The organism is Pseudomonas svalbardensis (genome assembly GCF_030053115.1).
Taxonomy (GTDB): domain Bacteria; phylum Pseudomonadota; class Gammaproteobacteria; order Pseudomonadales; family Pseudomonadaceae; genus Aquipseudomonas; species Aquipseudomonas svalbardensis.
On record NZ_CP125619.1, the window covers coordinates 1,442,069 to 1,458,402 of the forward strand.

16 protein-coding genes are annotated in these 16,334 nt (G+C 59.0%); 4 read left to right on the top strand and 12 right to left on the bottom strand.

Going from position 1 to position 16,334, the window contains the following annotated elements:
- Nucleotides 1-135: 135 nt before the first annotated feature.
- Together QFX16_RS06410 and QFX16_RS06415 are read right to left on the bottom strand one after the other, a co-directional pair.
- Nucleotides 136-1,701, bottom strand: a complete 1,566-nt coding sequence (locus QFX16_RS06410; protein WP_283183256.1) for an AmpG family muropeptide MFS transporter — start codon at nt 1,699-1,701, stop codon at nt 136-138.
- 44 nt (nt 1,702-1,745) lie between these two features.
- Nucleotides 1,746-2,099, bottom strand: a complete 354-nt coding sequence (locus QFX16_RS06415) for an MGMT family protein (RefSeq protein WP_008153938.1) — start codon at nt 2,097-2,099, stop codon at nt 1,746-1,748.
- Nucleotides 2,100-2,262: 163 nt separating this feature from the next.
- Between QFX16_RS06415 and QFX16_RS06420 the strand changes: the two genes are divergently transcribed.
- Nucleotides 2,263-3,270, top strand: a complete 1,008-nt coding sequence (locus QFX16_RS06420; protein ID WP_283183257.1) for a DUF481 domain-containing protein — start codon at nt 2,263-2,265, stop codon at nt 3,268-3,270.
- 109 nt (nt 3,271-3,379) lie between these two features.
- Here QFX16_RS06420 and QFX16_RS06425 read toward each other — a convergent pair whose 3' ends face one another.
- Complete coding sequence (locus tag QFX16_RS06425) at nt 3,380-3,589, bottom strand: cold-shock protein (protein ID WP_002554837.1); 210 nt, start codon at nt 3,587-3,589, stop codon at nt 3,380-3,382.
- Between the two features lie 354 nt (nt 3,590-3,943).
- Between QFX16_RS06425 and dcd the strand changes: the two genes are divergently transcribed.
- The gene (gene dcd / locus QFX16_RS06430) at nt 3,944-4,510 is read left to right on the top strand and encodes a dCTP deaminase (RefSeq protein WP_074874089.1); all 567 of its coding nucleotides are present in this window, start codon (nt 3,944-3,946) and stop codon (nt 4,508-4,510) included.
- A 106-nt stretch (nt 4,511-4,616) separates the two neighbouring features.
- Nucleotides 4,617-4,826 (top strand): hypothetical protein, encoded by a 210-nt coding sequence (locus QFX16_RS06435; RefSeq protein ID WP_084321795.1) that lies wholly within the window; start codon nt 4,617-4,619, stop codon nt 4,824-4,826.
- A 129-nt stretch (nt 4,827-4,955) separates the two neighbouring features.
- Here the strand turns inward: QFX16_RS06435 and QFX16_RS06440 are convergent, their stop codons facing one another.
- From QFX16_RS06440 to QFX16_RS06480, 9 genes are all read right to left on the bottom strand, one after another.
- Nucleotides 4,956-5,720 (bottom strand): ABC transporter ATP-binding protein, encoded by a 765-nt coding sequence (locus QFX16_RS06440; RefSeq protein WP_283183258.1) that lies wholly within the window; start codon nt 5,718-5,720, stop codon nt 4,956-4,958.
- 13 nt (nt 5,721-5,733) lie between these two features.
- A complete protein-coding gene (locus QFX16_RS06445) occupies nt 5,734-6,852 on the bottom strand; it encodes a succinylglutamate desuccinylase/aspartoacylase family protein (RefSeq protein ID WP_283183259.1) in 1,119 nt (372 codons plus the stop codon).
- Between the two features lie 24 nt (nt 6,853-6,876).
- Nucleotides 6,877-7,587, bottom strand: coding sequence for an ABC transporter permease (locus QFX16_RS06450; protein WP_283183260.1), 711 nt, complete (start codon nt 7,585-7,587; stop codon nt 6,877-6,879).
- Nucleotides 7,584-8,312, bottom strand: coding sequence for an ABC transporter permease (locus QFX16_RS06455; protein ID WP_283183261.1), 729 nt, complete (start codon nt 8,310-8,312; stop codon nt 7,584-7,586). The genes QFX16_RS06450 and QFX16_RS06455 overlap by 4 nt, the downstream gene beginning before the upstream one ends.
- A gap of 56 nt (nt 8,313-8,368) precedes the next feature.
- Nucleotides 8,369-9,151: a transporter substrate-binding domain-containing protein gene (locus tag QFX16_RS06460; protein WP_283183262.1), complete on the bottom strand. Its 783-nt coding sequence runs from the start codon at nt 9,149-9,151 to the stop codon at nt 8,369-8,371.
- A gap of 325 nt (nt 9,152-9,476) precedes the next feature.
- Nucleotides 9,477-11,165: an ATP-dependent DNA ligase gene (locus tag QFX16_RS06465; RefSeq protein WP_283183263.1), complete on the bottom strand. Its 1,689-nt coding sequence runs from the start codon at nt 11,163-11,165 to the stop codon at nt 9,477-9,479.
- Entirely contained in the window at nt 11,162-12,196 is a 1,035-nt protein-coding gene (locus QFX16_RS06470; RefSeq protein WP_283183264.1) for a ligase-associated DNA damage response exonuclease, read from the bottom strand. The genes QFX16_RS06465 and QFX16_RS06470 overlap by 4 nt, the downstream gene beginning before the upstream one ends.
- 150 nt (nt 12,197-12,346) lie before the next feature.
- On the bottom strand, nt 12,347-14,797 hold the full coding sequence (locus QFX16_RS06475) for a penicillin acylase family protein (protein ID WP_283183265.1): 2,451 nt from the start codon (nt 14,795-14,797) through the stop codon (nt 12,347-12,349).
- 140 nt (nt 14,798-14,937) lie between these two features.
- A complete protein-coding gene (locus QFX16_RS06480; protein WP_283183266.1) occupies nt 14,938-15,582 on the bottom strand; it encodes a glutathione S-transferase N-terminal domain-containing protein in 645 nt (214 codons plus the stop codon).
- Between the two features lie 146 nt (nt 15,583-15,728).
- Here QFX16_RS06480 and QFX16_RS06485 point away from each other — a divergent pair, with 146 nt between their 5' ends.
- Nucleotides 15,729-16,295: a cysteine hydrolase family protein gene (locus QFX16_RS06485; protein WP_283184526.1), complete on the top strand. Its 567-nt coding sequence runs from the start codon at nt 15,729-15,731 to the stop codon at nt 16,293-16,295.
- The last annotated feature ends 39 nt before the right edge of the window (nt 16,296-16,334 follow it).

Here is a 16,334-nt window from a genome sequence, read left to right on the forward strand (position 1 = left end):
TTGTCGGTTGCTGATGACGAGAAATGACGGAGCATTGTACGGGCGAGATCTGCTGGCGTACAGGCGTGCGGTCGGCGGGGTGTGGCGGGAGGGCGGGAACCCCCGCGCCCTCTGCGCTGTTTCCCGCTAAAGAACCTACGATTCCTCCGCGACCTGGGTCGGAACCGGTTCTGGTGTCGGCGTTGGCGTCGGGCCTTCGCGGCGGCTCTCCTGGAACCAGTGCAACGCGATCAACAGCAGCGTCGGTACGCCCAGCAGGGCAGTGATCAGAAAGAAGTTGTGATAACCGAATTTCTCCACCATGACCCCCGAGTAGCCGCCGATCAGGCGTGGCAGCAAGAGCATGATCGAGCTGAGCAGGGCGTACTGGGTCGCGGAGAACTTCAAGTTGGTCAGGCTCGACAGGTAGGCGACGAACGCCGAGGTCGCCAGGCCCGAGCTGAAGTTGTCCAGGGAGATGGTGCCAATCAGCATGTTCAGGTTGGCGCCCATGTCGGCGAGCATCAGGAACAGCAGGTTGGTACCGGCTGATGCAATGCCGCCGATGAGCAGAATCGGCAAGATGCCGAAGCGCACAATCAGCAGGCCGCCCATGCCAGCGCCGACCAGGGTCATGATCAGGCCAAAGATCTTGCTGACGCTGGCAATCTGATCCTTGGTGAAGCCCTGGTCGATGTAGAACACGTTGGCCATCACGCCCATGACCGTATCGGACATCCGATAGGTGGCGATCAACCCAAGCAGCAGGAACGCTTGCCAGCGGTAGCGCAGAATGAAGTCGTTGATCGGCGTCAGCACCGGCGCCAGGCCACGGCGGCCAATGGCCGACAGGCACATGGCGGTGAGCGTGGTGTAAAGGATCGCGCGCAGGAACGCGCGGTCTTCGAGCAGCAGGTCGAGCACGCTCACGCCTTCGAACAGCACGCTGGCGAAATCGGTGTTGTACAACTGAGTGAACATGGCCGGCACGGAAACCAGCAGCACGATCAGCACAAACACCGATGCCAGTTGATGCACAAAGCTGTAGCGCCCGGCCTGAAGCTGCGTGCGCAGCGGCACCGGCGGTTCGCGCATGAAAAAGGAGGTCAGCAGCGCCGGAACCATCAAGGCGCCGAACAGGATGTAGGTGCCGGCCCATGCCGAATGCTTATAGTTGAAGCCGGTGGAGCCGAAGCCTTCAGCGAAGAACAGGGCGCCGGCGGTGGCCAGCAGCGCGGCGATCCGATAACCGGACATGTAACTGGCGGCGAGGGCGGCCTGGCGGGTGTCGTCGGCGATTTCCAGGCGATAGGCGTCGACTGCGATGTCTTGCGTCGCCGAGGCGAAAGCAACGACCACAGCAATGGCGATCAGCCAGGACAAATGCTTTTGCGGGTCGCAGAAACCCATCCCGATCAGGCCGAGGATGACCAGTGCCTGGGAAAGCACCAGCCAGGAGCGTCGGCGACCGAGCTTGCCGAGAAATGGCAGGCGCCATTGGTCGAGCAGCGGTGACCAGACCCATTTAAAGGCGTAGGCCAGGCCGATCAGGCTTGCATAGCCAATGGTTTCGCGAGCTACGCCGGCTTCGCGCAGCCAGACCGAAAGTGTCGAAAACACCAGCATGTAGGGCAGGCCGGCGGCGAAACCAAGCAGCAACAGTACAAGCGTCGAGGGGCTGGCATAGGCGGCGAGCGCGGCGCGCCAGGTTTTACGGGGCATGGGCTGGAGTCTGCCTCAAGAAATACGGAAACAAAGCGCGCACTCTAACCGCTGTGCTCTACCGGGCGCCAGCCATGGCGCTGAATATCAACACGATTGTTCAGGATACTGATGCCCTCCATGCGCAAACGCGCGCGTTGTTCATCCCCCGAAGGGCTGCCTGCAGGCAGGCTGATACGCCCGCCGGCGCCGAGCACGCGGTGCCAGGGTAATTTGCTGTCACCCGGCAGTTGGCTCAGTGTCCGTCCGACGAAGCGGGCGGCGCGACCCAGTCCCGCCAACTCGGCGAGCTGACCGTAACTCACGACTTTACCCTCTGGGACTTGCGCCAGTGTCAGGTACAGCGCCGTGCGTCGGATTTGCGCCGGACTATCGGTTTCAGTGGTTGAGTCAGTCACGTCGGCAGTTCCTGAAAAAGTTGGCCTTACCGTCTGTAGAGTAAATCCTGGATCGCTCATTGAGAAATGAACTCAATAGAAATAGTCGGGTCAGTCCTTGCTAGGGTCTTATTCGTATGGATAATGCCGACTTTTTTTCGCAAACTTGAGCCTGTATTTGCTTATGTTGTCCAGAACCCTGCTGTGCCTCGCTGTCGTCAGTGCCTCCACGCCCTTGCTCGCCGATACCGTCTGGTTGAAGAACGGTGACAAGCTGAGCGGCAAGATCACCGTTTTCGATGGCGGCAAGCTGTTGATCCAGACCGAATACGCCGGTGCCGTCCCGATTGACTGGAAGCAGGTCAAAACCCTGGAAAGCGATCAGCAGTTGCTGGTCAAGCAGGATGCCTACACCGGTGAAAAGGCCAAGGCGCTGCATGCGGCAGAAGACGGCAAGGTCACCCTGGCCAATGGCGACGCTCCCAAGACCGTCGAACTGGCCAGCATTCAGCAGATCCTCAAGCCCAAGCCGGTGGTGGAGGATTTAGTGTGGAAGGGTAATGTCGATGCAGCGCTGGATTATCAGCGGGCCGAGAAAGACACCGACGATTACGATATCGACTTCAAGACCACTGCGCGTCATGGCAGATGGCGGCACACCGCAGAAGGCGAGTACAACCGCGAGTTTCAGGATGACGTGGTCACTACCGACAACTGGCGGGGCGAATACTCGCTCGACCGCTTCCTGACCGAGAAGTGGTTCTGGCAGGGCCGCGCAGTCTATAAACGTGACAAGGTTGAAGACCTCTCTCGTCAGCGCACCGTCGGTACCGGTCCGGGTTACCAGTTCTGGGATAACGAGCTGGGCGCATTCTCGCTGGGCTCGCTGGTCAACCGCACGGACTATGAGTTCAGCGATGGCGGCAAGGAAAACTTCTACTCCCTGGCGATGAAGTGGGATTACAACCGCTACCTGATCGGCAAGAAGGTGGAATTCTTCACCAATGGCGAAGTGGGCAAGCCGTTGTCGGGCGTGGCGGATTACGCGCTCGATGCCGAAATGGGCTTGCGCTACAAGGTGACCGAGTGGGCGTCGCTTAACCTGAAGGCCGAACGAGACATCATCAGCGGTACCGACGATGCTGATCTAGACAAGACCCGGTACACCGCCGGGTTTGGCGTGGCTTGGTAAGACGCAAAAAATCGCAGCCATGGGCTGCGATTTTTTTTGCCTGCAAAACAGACAGGCACAAAAAAGCCCCGCTTTTGAGGGCGGGGCTTTTTACTAAAGCAAGTACAAGTTAGATAACTTGAACTTCTTCAGCTTGCATGCCTTTCTGACCGCGGGTAGCGATGAAAGAAACCTGTTGGCCTTCTTTCAGGCTTTTGAAGCCGTCGGATTGGATAGCTTTGAAGTGAACGAACAGGTCGTCACCGGATTGTGGGGTGATGAAGCCGAAGCCTTTTTCATCGTTGAACCACTTAACGGTACCAGTTTGGCGATTAGACATGGTGTAACTCCTTGAACAAAGATAACTGCGACGCAGGAAGAACCCTGGCCGAGACTGAGTGCAAAGAGCAGGAAAAATTCTTGTAGATGGTTGGATCGAAATTCAACATATCGTGTAGAGATTCTCAGTGACACAAGCAGCACAGTGGCGCCACCTTAACCCTTTTTCAGGAACGTGCCAATGCTTCCTGCGAAGGTTTCTCTGTTTTCATGACTGACGGTCCGCCGATTTACCCGCAAGGGCTGGAAATTACGGGGGATCGGCAAGATTTGTGACCCGGACTTTGAACCCGAAGCGCGCGCCCGGTAAGATGCCGGACAGATTTTTTCCACCTCGCTATTCAGGACACCCGCCATGAGCATCAAATCGGACAAGTGGATTCGCCGCATGGCGCAAGAGCACGGCATGATCGAGCCCTTCGTAGAGCGCCAGATGCGCGGTGAAGGCGCCGACCGAGTGATTTCCTACGGCGTGTCGAGCTATGGCTACGACGTACGCTGCGCCGATGAATTCAAAGTGTTCACCAACATCAATTCGGCGACCGTTGATCCGAAGAACTTCGACGAGAAGAGCTTCGTCGACGTCAAGAGCGATGTTTGCATCATCCCGCCGAACTCCTTTGCCTTGGCACGCACCGTGGAATTCTTCCGTATTCCGCGCAATGTGCTGACGATCTGCCTGGGTAAAAGCACTTACGCGCGTTGCGGCATTATCGTCAACGTGACGCCGCTTGAGCCTGAGTGGGAAGGCCACGTGACCCTGGAATTCTCCAACACCACCACGCTGCCGGCAAAAATCTACGCTAACGAAGGTGTGGCACAGATGCTGTTTTTCGAATCCGACGAAGAGTGCGAAGTGTCCTACAAGGACCGTGGCGGCAAGTATCAGGGCCAGCGCGGCGTCACCCTGCCACGCACCTGATCCGTTCGTCTGGCAACTCGTGGGAATTCTTGAGCGGGTAGACACTCTATTGGGTGTACTGCCCGGTTCGCGCAACGCGGACGGGGCCATCGCTCAGGAGTGCCTTATGAAGATCGATCCGCGAATAAGTGCCGAACTGGCAAGGCTTGAGCCCAATCAGGTTGGCGTTTTGGCCTGGTCCTTGTTGGCACATCCACCCATCAGCATGGCAGGGGGCATCCCCGGTCAGCCTGATCCCGATACCCCCAACGAACAACCCACCGAGCCCGGTGAGCCTACCCTGCCGGATGAGCCACCTCCGGCGCCCGTTGTTTGATCGCCGCCTGCGAAAAACGAATGGCGTGGAGGAGCGAAGCTTGCTCGCGAAGGCGATGTGTCAGGCAAGGATAATGTTGGCTGACACACCGCCCTCGCGAGCAAGCTTTGCTCCTACAGGGTTTCAGGTTTACTTGAGGTTGCCGCTCAGGAACTGCTTCAACCGCTCACTTTTTGGATTGCCCAGCACGTCGTCTGGCGCACCTTCTTCCTCTACCAGCCCTTGGTGCAGGAACAACACCTGACTCGACACCTTGCGCGCGAAGCTCATTTCGTGGGTCACCATGATCATGGTTCGGCCTTCCTCGGCCAGACCCTGGATCACCCTGAGCACCTCACCCACCAGTTCGGGATCGAGGGCCGAGGTGGGTTCGTCGAACAGCATCACTTCTGGCTCCATCGCGAGTGCCCGGGCGATTGCCACGCGTTGCTGTTGACCTCCGGAAAGAAACGCCGGGTATTGATCCGCCACGCGCGAGGCCAGGCCCACCTTGTCGAGATAGCGCCGGGCACGGTCTTCGGCTTCCTCCTTGCTGCACCCCAACACCCGACGCGGGGCCATGGTGATGTTTTCCAGCACCGTCATGTGGCTCCACAGGTTGAAGTGCTGGAACACCATCGCCAGGCGGGTGCGGATCCGTTGCAGTTCATCGGCATCGGCCACGTGCATGCCGTGGCGATCCTTGATCATGCGGATGTTCTGGCCGTCCAGGCTCATGGCGCCGTCGTTGGGCTGTTCAAGAAAGTTGATGCAACGCAGGAAGGTGCTTTTGCCCGAGCCGCTGGCGCCGATCAGGCTGATGACGTCGCCGGTGTTGGCCTTGAGCGAAACGCCTTTGAGTACTTTATGTTCGCCATAGCTTTTATGCAGGCCTTCAATGGTCAGTTTGTACATGGGGCATGCATCCTCAAGGCGAAAGTAGGTAGCCGCTGCGATAGGCTTCGGTGCCCGCAATGTGGGCTATCACCATGCCGGCAGTGGCCATGCGCCGTAGCGAACGGGCGTACATCAACCCGGCAACGGTGCAATGAACGGGGGTGACGCGGTTAAAGATCGGGTCGATGATTTCAGCGATCAGTTGCCCGGCTTCGAGGTACTCCCCTGGCAGCGCGGTGAACACCAGCAGTCCGCCGACCGGTGTCGCTACCGGTTCAACACCGGCCAGCGGCGTGGCCAGGTAGGGCAGCTCGGGCAGTGGCGCCGGCTCGCCGGCAATCGCGCCGTAATGAATCAGGTAATCGATCAGCGCCTGGCAATCAAGGCTGGCCAGCGGGTGATTGACGTCACCCTGACCGCGCAATTCGACGGTGACCGAAAAGCTGCCCAGCGGAATATCAAAGTGTTCGCCGAAGCGCTCCTTCAACTGCCACCAGAGCAGGGTGAAGCATTCATCGAATGACTGCCCGCCGGAGTCGGTGGCTAGCAGACTGGCTTCGGCACCGATGTACCGCGCCAGCGGCTCGACCTGCGGCCACGCCTCGGGCGTGGTGTAAAGGTGGGCGACCGCTTCGAAATCGCAATGCAGGTCCAGCACCATGTCGGCATCGCAGGCCAGCCGTTGCAGAGCCAGGCGCTGGGATTGCAGTTGCGTGCTGGCAGTCTGTTGGGCGAGGGCATTGCGCAGGCTGCTGCGAATCAGGTCGAGGTTGTGCTGTGGATCGTCGCCGAGCAGGCCTTCGATCTCGTTGCCGACGGCTTCGCTCAGATCGACGAACCAGCGATTGAAGTTCTGCCCGCTTTCGAGGTCGTAACGGCCCAGCGGCACATCCATCAGCACTTGTTCGAGGCCGACCGGGTTGGCCACCGGCACCAGCACGATTTCGCTGCGCAGACGGCCGGCGGCTTCGAGTTCCGCCAAACGTTGCTTGAGGTGCCAGGCAACCAGCATGCCGGGCATTTCGTCGGCATGCAGGGATGACTGAATGTAGATTTTGCCTTTGGCCGATGAGGGGCCGAAGTGAAAGCTGTGAATCTGTCGAGCGGTCCCCGGCAGCGGGGCCAGCAGGTCATGAATCTGGTGGCGCATGTCTCTTTATTCCTAAAGCGGGTCCTAGTGGGTCGGCCCGAGGAAGGCTAGCCATCGGCGTTCGGCGAGGCGGAACAGGCCAACCAGCGCAAAGGTAACGGTCAGGTAGATCAGCGCAGCGATGCCGAACGACTGGAAGGTCAGGAAGGTCGCCGAGTTGGCGTCCCGCGCGACTTTCAAGATGTCCGGGATGGTCGCGGTGAAGGCCACGGTGGTCGAGTGCAGCATCAAAATCACTTCGTTGCTGTAATAAGGCAACGAACGACGCAGGGCCGAAGGCATGATCACGTAGGCATACAGCTTCCAGCCTGTCAGACCGTAAGCCTTGGCCGCTTCGACTTCACCATGGGCCATGCTGCGAATTGCCCCGGCGAAAATCTCCGTGGTGTAGGCGCAGGTGTTCAGGGCGAAGGCCAGGATCGTGCAGTTCATCGCATCGCGAAAGAACGCATCCAGTACGGGTTGGGCGCGCACGGCGGCCAGACTGTAAATCCCGGTGTAGAAGATCAGCAGCTGAATATAGAGCGGCGTACCCCGGAACAGATAAGTGAAGAACTGAACCGGCCAGCGGATGTAGAAGTGCGGCGAAACCCGGGCGATGGACAGCGGGATCGACACCACGAAACCGATGAAGATCGATGCGCTGAGCAGCCACAGGGTCATGGCCAGGCCGGTGATGTTGTAGCCGTCGGTATAAAGGAAAGGTCTCCAGTATTCCTGCAAGAGTTCGATCATCGTACGGCCTCCCGGGAACCGGCGGCGTAGCGGCGTTCGAGCCAGCGCAGGACGAAGTTGGAGGCGCTGGTGATCAGCAGGTAAATCAGCGCGGCAAGCACCAGGAAGTAAAACAGTTGATAGGTGCTTTTACCGGCATCCTGCGCAGCTTTGACCAAGTCGGCAAGGCCGATAATCGAAACCAGTGCGGTGGCCTTGAGCATCACCATCCAGTTGTTACCGATGCCCGGCAGGGCGAAGCGCATCATCTGCGGGAACACCACGATACGAAAACGCTGGCCGCGTTTGAGGCCATAAGCGGTGGCGGCTTCGACCTGGCCCCGTGGGACCGCGAGGATCGCCCCGCGGAAGGTTTCGGTGAAATACGCGCCATAAATGAAGCCCAGGGTGATGACCCCGGCGCTGAACGGGTTGATCTCGATGTATTCCCATTCCATGAAATCGGTAAACGACGTCAGCCAGGTCTGCAGGCTGTAGAAGATCAACAGCATCAGCACCAGGTCCGGCACACCGCGAATCAGCGTGGTGTAGAGCTGGGCCGGTACGCGCACCAGTTTGACTTTTGACAGCTTGGCGCTGGCGCCGAGCAAGCCGAGCAAAACGGCCACCGACAGCGACAACACCGACAACTTGATGGTCATCCAGGTGCCTTCCATCAGCAACGGACCGAAGCCCTGGAGGCTGAAGGCTGAGAGCCCCAGGTTTTGTAGTAGGTTTTCGAACATAAATCAGCAACCTGATCGGGTAAAAAAAGCGCCCATCTCAAGATGGGCGCCGGGCATTATTTGCCGCTGTACAGATTCAGATCGCCAAAGTGTTTCTTCTGAATGGTGGCGTAGGTGCCATCGTCGTGTAACGCTTTGATACCTTTATTCAAAAGGTCTTTGAGGTCTTTGTTACCTTTAGAGATACCGATAGCTGTTTTGGCTGGAAGCAATTCGCTGTCCACCGGCTTGCTGACTTCGTAGCCCTCGCCTTTTGGCGACTTCAAAAAGCCCAGTTCGGCTTGCAGCATGTCCTGGATCGCAGCATCGAGGCGGCCGGAAGTCAGGTCGGAATACACCTGATCCTGGTTCTGATAGGCCTGGGTTTTCACGCCAGCCTTGTCCAGAACGGCTTTGGCATAAGCTTCCTGAATGGTGCCTTGCTCGTAGCCGACGGTTTTGCCCTTCAGCGAAGCGACGTCTTCGGTCAGGCCGGAACCTTTCTTGAATACGTAGGCGGTTGGACCGGAGAACAGCTCGTTGGAGAAGTCGATGACTTTTTCGCGGGCCGGGGTGACGGTCATCGAAGAGATCACACCGTCGAATTTATTGGCCTTCAGGCCCGGAATCATGCCGTCGAAATCGCTTTCGACCCATTTGCACTTGACCTTCAGTTCGGCGCAGATCGCGTTACCCAGATCGATATCGAAGCCTACCAGGCTACCGTCAGCCGCTTTTGACTCGAACGGAGCGTAGGAAGGGTCAACGCCAAAACGCAATTCCTTGTATTCCTTGGCCAGCGCGGAACCGGCTGCCATGCACAACGCCAGTGCAGAAAGGGTCAGCAATGCTTTTTTCATTATTCAATCCCTAAAAACCAATATGAGCGCTTGTGGCGCAGAATTATTGTTACTGGAAAGCGTAAGACCTTATGAAAGTAGCAATTTCCGAACCAGAGTCCCGAACAAGTGTTTTAAAAGGTGATTCAAGAAATGGCAAGGAAGGATTTGTGCACGAAAACGGCCGCCGGAAAACAGTTGCACCAACTTGGTTCGGAATCACACAAGCCACTGTGGGAGCGAGCCTGCTCGCGAAGAGGGAGTGTCAGGCGATATCAATGCTTCTGACAGACCGCTTTCGTCGGAACGCCGCCCGGAGCAGGCTCGCTCCCACAAGGGAATTGGATCAATCCAACAAATCCTGCAGCGTTCCCAGGTTGTCCGCTTCTTCGACGGATTTATCCTGCCGCCAGCGCAACATCCTCGGAAACCGCACCGCAATCCCGCTCTTGTGTCGCCTGGACAGGGCGATGCCCTCAAATCCCAGTTCAAACACCAGGCTCGGCGTCACGCTGCTCACCGGCCCGAATTTCTCTACGGTAGTTTTGCGCACTATGCTGTCGACCTGGCGCATTTCTTCGTCTGTCAGCCCCGAATACGCCTTGGCGAACGGCACCAGTGCGCGTTCGCTCGCGTCAGGTGGCCCATCCCACACGGCGAAGGTGTAATCGCTATAGAGGCTGGCGCGGCGACCATGGCCGCGTTGCGCATAAATCAGCACCGCGTCGACGCTGAACGGGTCGACTTTCCATTTCCACCAGACGCCCATGTCCTTGGTCCGTCCGACGCCATACAACGCCTCCCGGGCCTTGAGCATCATGCCTTCGACACCGAGCCTGCGGGAGGCTTGCCGTTGTCGGGCGAGGTCGAACCAGTCTTCGCCGGTGAGCACCGGTGAGGCGAGTAACACCGGACTGTTGCACCGGGCGACGACGTGCTCCAGTTGAGTGCGACGCTTGGTTTGAGGCTGGTTGCGCCAGTCTTCGCCCTGCCATTCCAGCAGGTCGTAGGCGAGGATCACCACTGGCACTTCTTCGAGGATTTTTTTGTCCAGGGTTTTGCGGCCGATCCGCTGTTGCAGCAGAGCGAAAGGCTTTACCGCGGGTGAGGCCGGGGATTGAGGGTTGAAGGCGTCTTCGGTGGTGGGTTGTTCGGTTTTCCAGGCGACGATTTCACCGTCGATGACCGTGCCATCGGGCAAGCAGTGAACCAGACTGTCGAGTTCGGGGAAGCGCTCGGTGACCAGCTCTTCACCTCGCGACCAGATCCACAATCGCCCGTCGCGTTTGACCACCTGGGCGCGGATGCCATCCCACTTCCATTCCACTTGCCAATCGCTGGCCGGGCCGAGCAGGGTTTCGAATTGTTCAACGGGTTGTGATAGCGCGTGAGCGAGGAAAAACGGATAGGGCTGACCGCCCCGTTGGGCATGTTCGTCAGACGATTCGGCGGCGATCAACTTCATATAACCCGGCGCGCTCGGGCGGTTGGACAGGTCGGTGTAACCCACCAGTCGCTGGGCGACGCGTTTGCTGTCGAGCCCGGCCATGGCCGCCAAGGCGCGGGTGACCAGCAACTTGGAGACGCCAACACGGAAACTACCGGTGATCAGTTTGATACAGAGCATCAGGCTCTGGCGGTCCAGTTGCGACCACAGGGTACGCAGTCGCTCGGCGAGGACTTGCGGGGTTTCACCGCGCAGCGGCAGCAATTTGTCTTCAATCCAGATCGCCAATCCATCGTTGGAGCTGTGAAGCGTTTCGGGCAGCACCAGCGAAATGGTTTCCGCCAAATCGCCGACCGCCTGATAACTCTCTTCGAACAGCCACGGCGAGAGGCCGGAGATCTCCACCGCCAACTCTCGCAGGATGCGCACCGGCACCAGTTGCCGAGGCCGCCCGCCGGACAGAAAGTAAACAGCCCATGCGGCATCTTCCGGCGCGGCCTCGGCGAAGTAGTGTTGCATCGCCGCCAGTTTGGCGTTGCTCGACGTCGTGGCATCGAGTTCGGCGTACAACTGGGCGAACGCCTTCATGGCAGCACCTCGGCGACCTCGGAGCCGACGGCTGCGCTTTCTTCCTCATCGTCGCCGTACTCGGTGCTGAAACTCATTGCATCGAGGCCCTGTTCGCGCAGATGGCGCACCAGTACTCCGACCGAACCGTGGGTCACCATCACACGCTCAGCACCGGTCTGTTCGATGGCCCAGAGCAGACCGGGCCAGTCGGCGTGGTCAGACAGTACGAAGCCACGATCCACGCCACGACGCCGCCGTGTGCCACGCAAACGCATCCAGCCGCTGGCGAAACCATCGCTGTAGTCACCGAAGCGACGCATCCAGGTGCTGCCGCCAGCCGAAGGCGGGGCCAGGACCAACGCCTTGCGCATCATGGGGTCGCTCTTTTTTACTTCGCCGGCATAGATCGTTGGCGGTAAATAAATACCACCTTCGCGATAAACCTGATTGAGCGGTTCCACGGCGCCATGCACCAGAATGGGGCCGAGACTGGCATCGATGCCGTGGAGAATTCGCTGCGCCTTACCGAAGGCATAGCAGAACAACACGCTGGTTTTGTCGGCGGCGGCATTGGCTTGCCACCACTGATTGATCTCGGCAAAGACGTGCGCCTGAGGTTGCCAGCGATAAATCGGAAGTCCGAAGGTCGATTCAGTGATGAAGGTATCGCAGCGCACGGGTTCGAACGCCGCGCAGGTGCCGTCGGGTTCGATCTTGTAGTCGCCCGAGGCGACCCAGACTTCGCCGCCGTATTCCAGACGCACCTGTGCCGAGCCAAGGACATGCCCGGCGGGGTGAAAACTCAAGGTGACGCCATGGTGGGTCAGGGGGTGACCGTAGGGCAGGGTTTGCAGGTTGATGTCCTGGCCCAATCGCGCACGTAAAATCCCTTCGCCGGGAGCGGCCGCCAGATAATGCTGATTGCCGGTGCGGGCATGGTCGCCGTGAGCGTGGGTGATGACTGAACGCTCGACCGGCCGCCACGGGTCGATGTAGAAATCCCCGGCCGGGCAGTACAAACCTTCAGGACGCGCGATAACAAGATCCATGTTGTTACCAAAATGGAGGGACTTGTTAGCTATGAGGTTTGCGCGAGGCTAGAAGTTCTATTGATTTTTCATCGGCAACCGACATACCCATGTGGGAGCGAGCAAGTCGGATCGCCGCACCGCCGCTCCCACATTGGGTCGATGGTGACCTTACTTGCCAGGTGTCAGCGTCAACCGCGTCTTCCCATACACCTTGTCAAAGTTCTGCGGCTGCATTGGCAAGCTCAGGTATTGCCCCTTCAGCCACGGATCAATGCTGTCGAGGTAGTTCGGACTCGCCGGATTACCGGATTGCCCCGTACCGTTCTGCCCCATCAGCGGTTCGGCCTGGCCGAAGTCGACGATAAAGCGCATGGCTGGCGCCAGGGTGGTGTTGAAATCCTGACCCCAGGCGAATGCTGCAGTATTCAGCGTGGTGTGGTCGCCACCGGCCGCCACCGGACCTCGCACAGTCTGGCCACTGGCGTTTTTCCACTCGTAGCGGTGCAGTTTGCCCCATTGCCAGGCTTTGTGATCGCCGCCCAACTGACTGTCGCCCGCGCTGATCGCTGCCGCCAGACTGCGGGCGAGGATCGCCGGTTTATCTTCTTTCTGCGGCGTGCGAGCGTCATCCCAGAACGGACTGTCCTCACGACCCAGCAGGTGATCGGCCTGGGCCGCGTAGGACAACTTGCCGTTGGCAATAAAGGCTTTCCACGCCGGGCTGCTTTCCGGGCCCAGTTCGTCGAGGAAGATTTGCTGGGTGCTTTGCTGCAGGAACAATTCGTAAATCGCTGCATCAGCGGAGGTCGGGCTGAGTTTTCCGTCGAAGGCCACCAGGCGGGTATACGCCTCGCGAGCCTTGCCACGATCGGCAACCGGCAACGCTTCGATGGCCTGCTTGAGCGGTTGGGACATGCCCGGCGCTTCAAACATCTTCTTCAGCTTGGCAGCGAAGGTTGTGGTCTGATCGTATTGCATGGCGATCAGGCTGCGCGTGTCGTGTTTGCCCACGCCCGCCAGTTCGGCCAGGCGTTCGCCACGCTCCGGCGCTGACCAGGAGTTGGACAACTGCATGCCGTAGCCATGGGGAATGACTCGCTGGTTAGCTGTGCCGAGCCAGCCTTGGGCCGGATCCTGGTCATAGGGATGGAGCATCGGGTCGGCGTAACCGTCCCAATCGTATCGACCTTCCCAGCCTGGTGACGGCAGCAGGCCTTCGCCTTCGCGACGGTTCGGGAAGCGGCCGGTGACTTGCCAGCCAATGTTGCTGGCGTCGGCAAATACCAGGTTCAGCGCGATGGCGCGGATTTCGCGGCTGGCGTCCGAGGCTTTCTCGACGGTCTGGGCGCGGGACAGGTCGAAAAACGCGTCCAGGGTCTTGTCATCGGTGAAGTTCGGCGTCTGCAAGGCCAGGCCGAAACCGTTGGTCAGCGTCGTGCCTTGGGCACTGTTGAGCAGCGGGCCATGACGGGTTTCGTACACCACTTCGCGAATCGGTCGCTGGCCTTTGACGAAGTAGGTTTCGTTTCGCACGATCGCCGGCTGCCATTTGCCGCCCACCTCGTAGGAAAGTCCGTTGCCCTGGCGTTTGATTTTTTCCAGGAACAGGTCCTGGTTGTCGCCCATGACGGTGGTCATGCTCCACGCCACTTTGCCGTTGAAACCGCCAAGCACCATCGGCAAACCGGCAATCGTCACACCAGAAGCCTGGTACTTCGGCGCGCGAATTTGCACGTAACTGAACAACGACGGCACGCCCAGGGGGCCATGGCTATCGCTGGCCAGCAGGCTTTTGCCGCTGCGGCTGCGTTGCGGGCCGATCGCCCAGTTGTTCGACGAGGTGGCGCCCAGCAGATTCAGATCGGACAGTTGGCTTGTGGCTTTGCTGATCTCGGCCAGGCCCGGGATTTGCCCGTTGAGCTTGATGCCCTGAAGTTTTTCAGCTTCGGTCAGCGGCAGTTTTTCATCGGGAGCGGACGGGGTCAGCCACGGGAGTTTGTCGGTGCTGACGGTCTGGGCCAGCATCAGCGAGGCAATCTCTTCCGGCAGGTTGGCCGACTGGCTGAAGTTCAGCAGGCAGAAAATCAGCGCCGAGTCTTCCGGCTTCCAGTATTCAGGCTTGTAGCCGGTGGCCGCGAGGTCCGCCGGCAGTTTGTCGCGGTAACGGAACAGGTAGGCGTTGACGCCGCGGGCATAGACTTCGAAGAAGCGTTTGAGGCGCGGCGAAGACGCCTTGTACAGCTCGCCGGCGCTTTTCTTCAGATTGACGGCGCGCATGTAGCGGTCAGCGTCGAGGAGGTCCGAACCGGACATCTCCGACAAACGGCCCTGAGCCAACAGGCGCAGGGTGACCATTTGCGTGATGCGGTCGGTGGCGTGGACGTAACCCAGGGTGAACAGCGCGTCGTGGAAGGTGTTGCTTTCGATCAACGGCATGCCCATGGCATTGCGGCGTACCGAAACGTTCTGCGCCAGGCCTTTGAGCGGCTGCACACCGGTGGTCGGCGGGAGGGTGTCCTGGGTGTTCCAGGTCTGACAACCGGTCAGGCTCAAAACACCGGCCACTGCTGCGGCAACGCCGAACCGGGGAAGAAAATGTGTAAGGGCTGGCGAGGCCATGGCAAAGCTCCTGCGGGGGGTAGCGTCATTAAAGGCGCTACGTTAGTGAGCAGGAGGTGCCCGCGCAAGCGGCAGCGGGGTTATTTCTTCCCCTGTGGCGAGGGGGCTAGCCCCCTCGCCACAGGGGATTGCGTCGTTTTTCAGGATTTAGGCGGGTTGATTTTGGCCACCAGGGCATACGCCTTCACCGTCGCCGAACGGCTCTGGATGTGGTTGAACCAGCGCAGCACGTTGGGGAAGTCTTCCAGGTTCTGGCTCTGCCACTTGTGGGAAACGATCCACGGGTAGATCGCCATGTCGGCAATGCTGTATTCGCTACCGGCGACGAAGTCTTTATCGGCCAGCTGCTTGTCGAGTACCCCGTAGAGGCGGGCGGTTTCGTCGATGTAGCGCTTGATCGCGTAAGGAATTTTCTCCGGAGCGAACTGGCTGAAGTGATGATTCTGCCCGGCCATCGGCCCCAGGCCACCCATCTGCCAGAACAACCATTGCAGCGCTTGCTGGCGACCACGCAAGTCTTTGGGCAGGAACTTGCCGGTTTTCTCTGCCAGGTACAACAGAATCGCCCCGGACTCGAACAGTGCCAACGGTTCACCGCCATCGGCCGGTTCGGGATCGACGATGGCCGGAATTTTGTTGTTCGGGGAAATTTTCAGGAATTCGCGTTTGAACGGGTCGTTCTGGCTGATGTTGATCGGGTGGACGTTGTAGGGCAGGCCGGCTTCTTCCAGGAATATCGAGATTTTGTGGCCGTTGGGGGTGGTCCAGTAATACAGGTCGATCATGGAGTACTCCAAATCAAAAGATGTCGTTACTTGCGGACAGCAAACGCCGGCATCAGGTCGTCCTGTTTGCGTTCGATAGCTTGCCTGTAGGAACAGGTGATGCTGAAGTGCGGGAAATTCAATGACCCCGCATGAGAAAAACAGGCATGGAGCTCAAAACAAACGCGGCGCTGATCATCATCGATCAACAAAAAGGCATCCTGCATCCCAAGCTGGGTCGCCGAAATAATCTTCAGGCCGAGCAGCGAATCCTCGATTTGCTAGGGCATTGGCGTCGAACCGGGCGACTGGTCATTCATGTGCAGCACCTGTCCCGTTCACCCGACTCAGTGTTCTGGCCGCAGCAATCGGGGGTGGAATTTCAGGAACGGTTTCAGCCACAGACCGGTGAGCAGCTTATTCAAAAGCAGGTGCCGGATGCGTTTTGTGCGACGGGGCTTGAGAAAAGTTTGCGAGAGGCGGGGATCGATCAGTTGGTCATCGTTGGCGTAGCGACTAACAACTCGGTGGAGTCCACTGCGCGAACGGCCGGTAATCTGGGGTTTGAAACGTGGGTCGTGGAGGATGCGTGTTTTACCTTCGACAAGGCCGATTATTTTGGCAACACCCATTCAGCTGAAGAAGTGCATGCGATGTCGTTGGGCAATCTGCATGGGGAATATGCCACGGTCGTGAGCACTGCGCAGATTTTGAAGGCTGACCAAAACCTGTGAGAGCGGGCTTGCTCGCGAAAGCAGTCTGTCTGAAACATT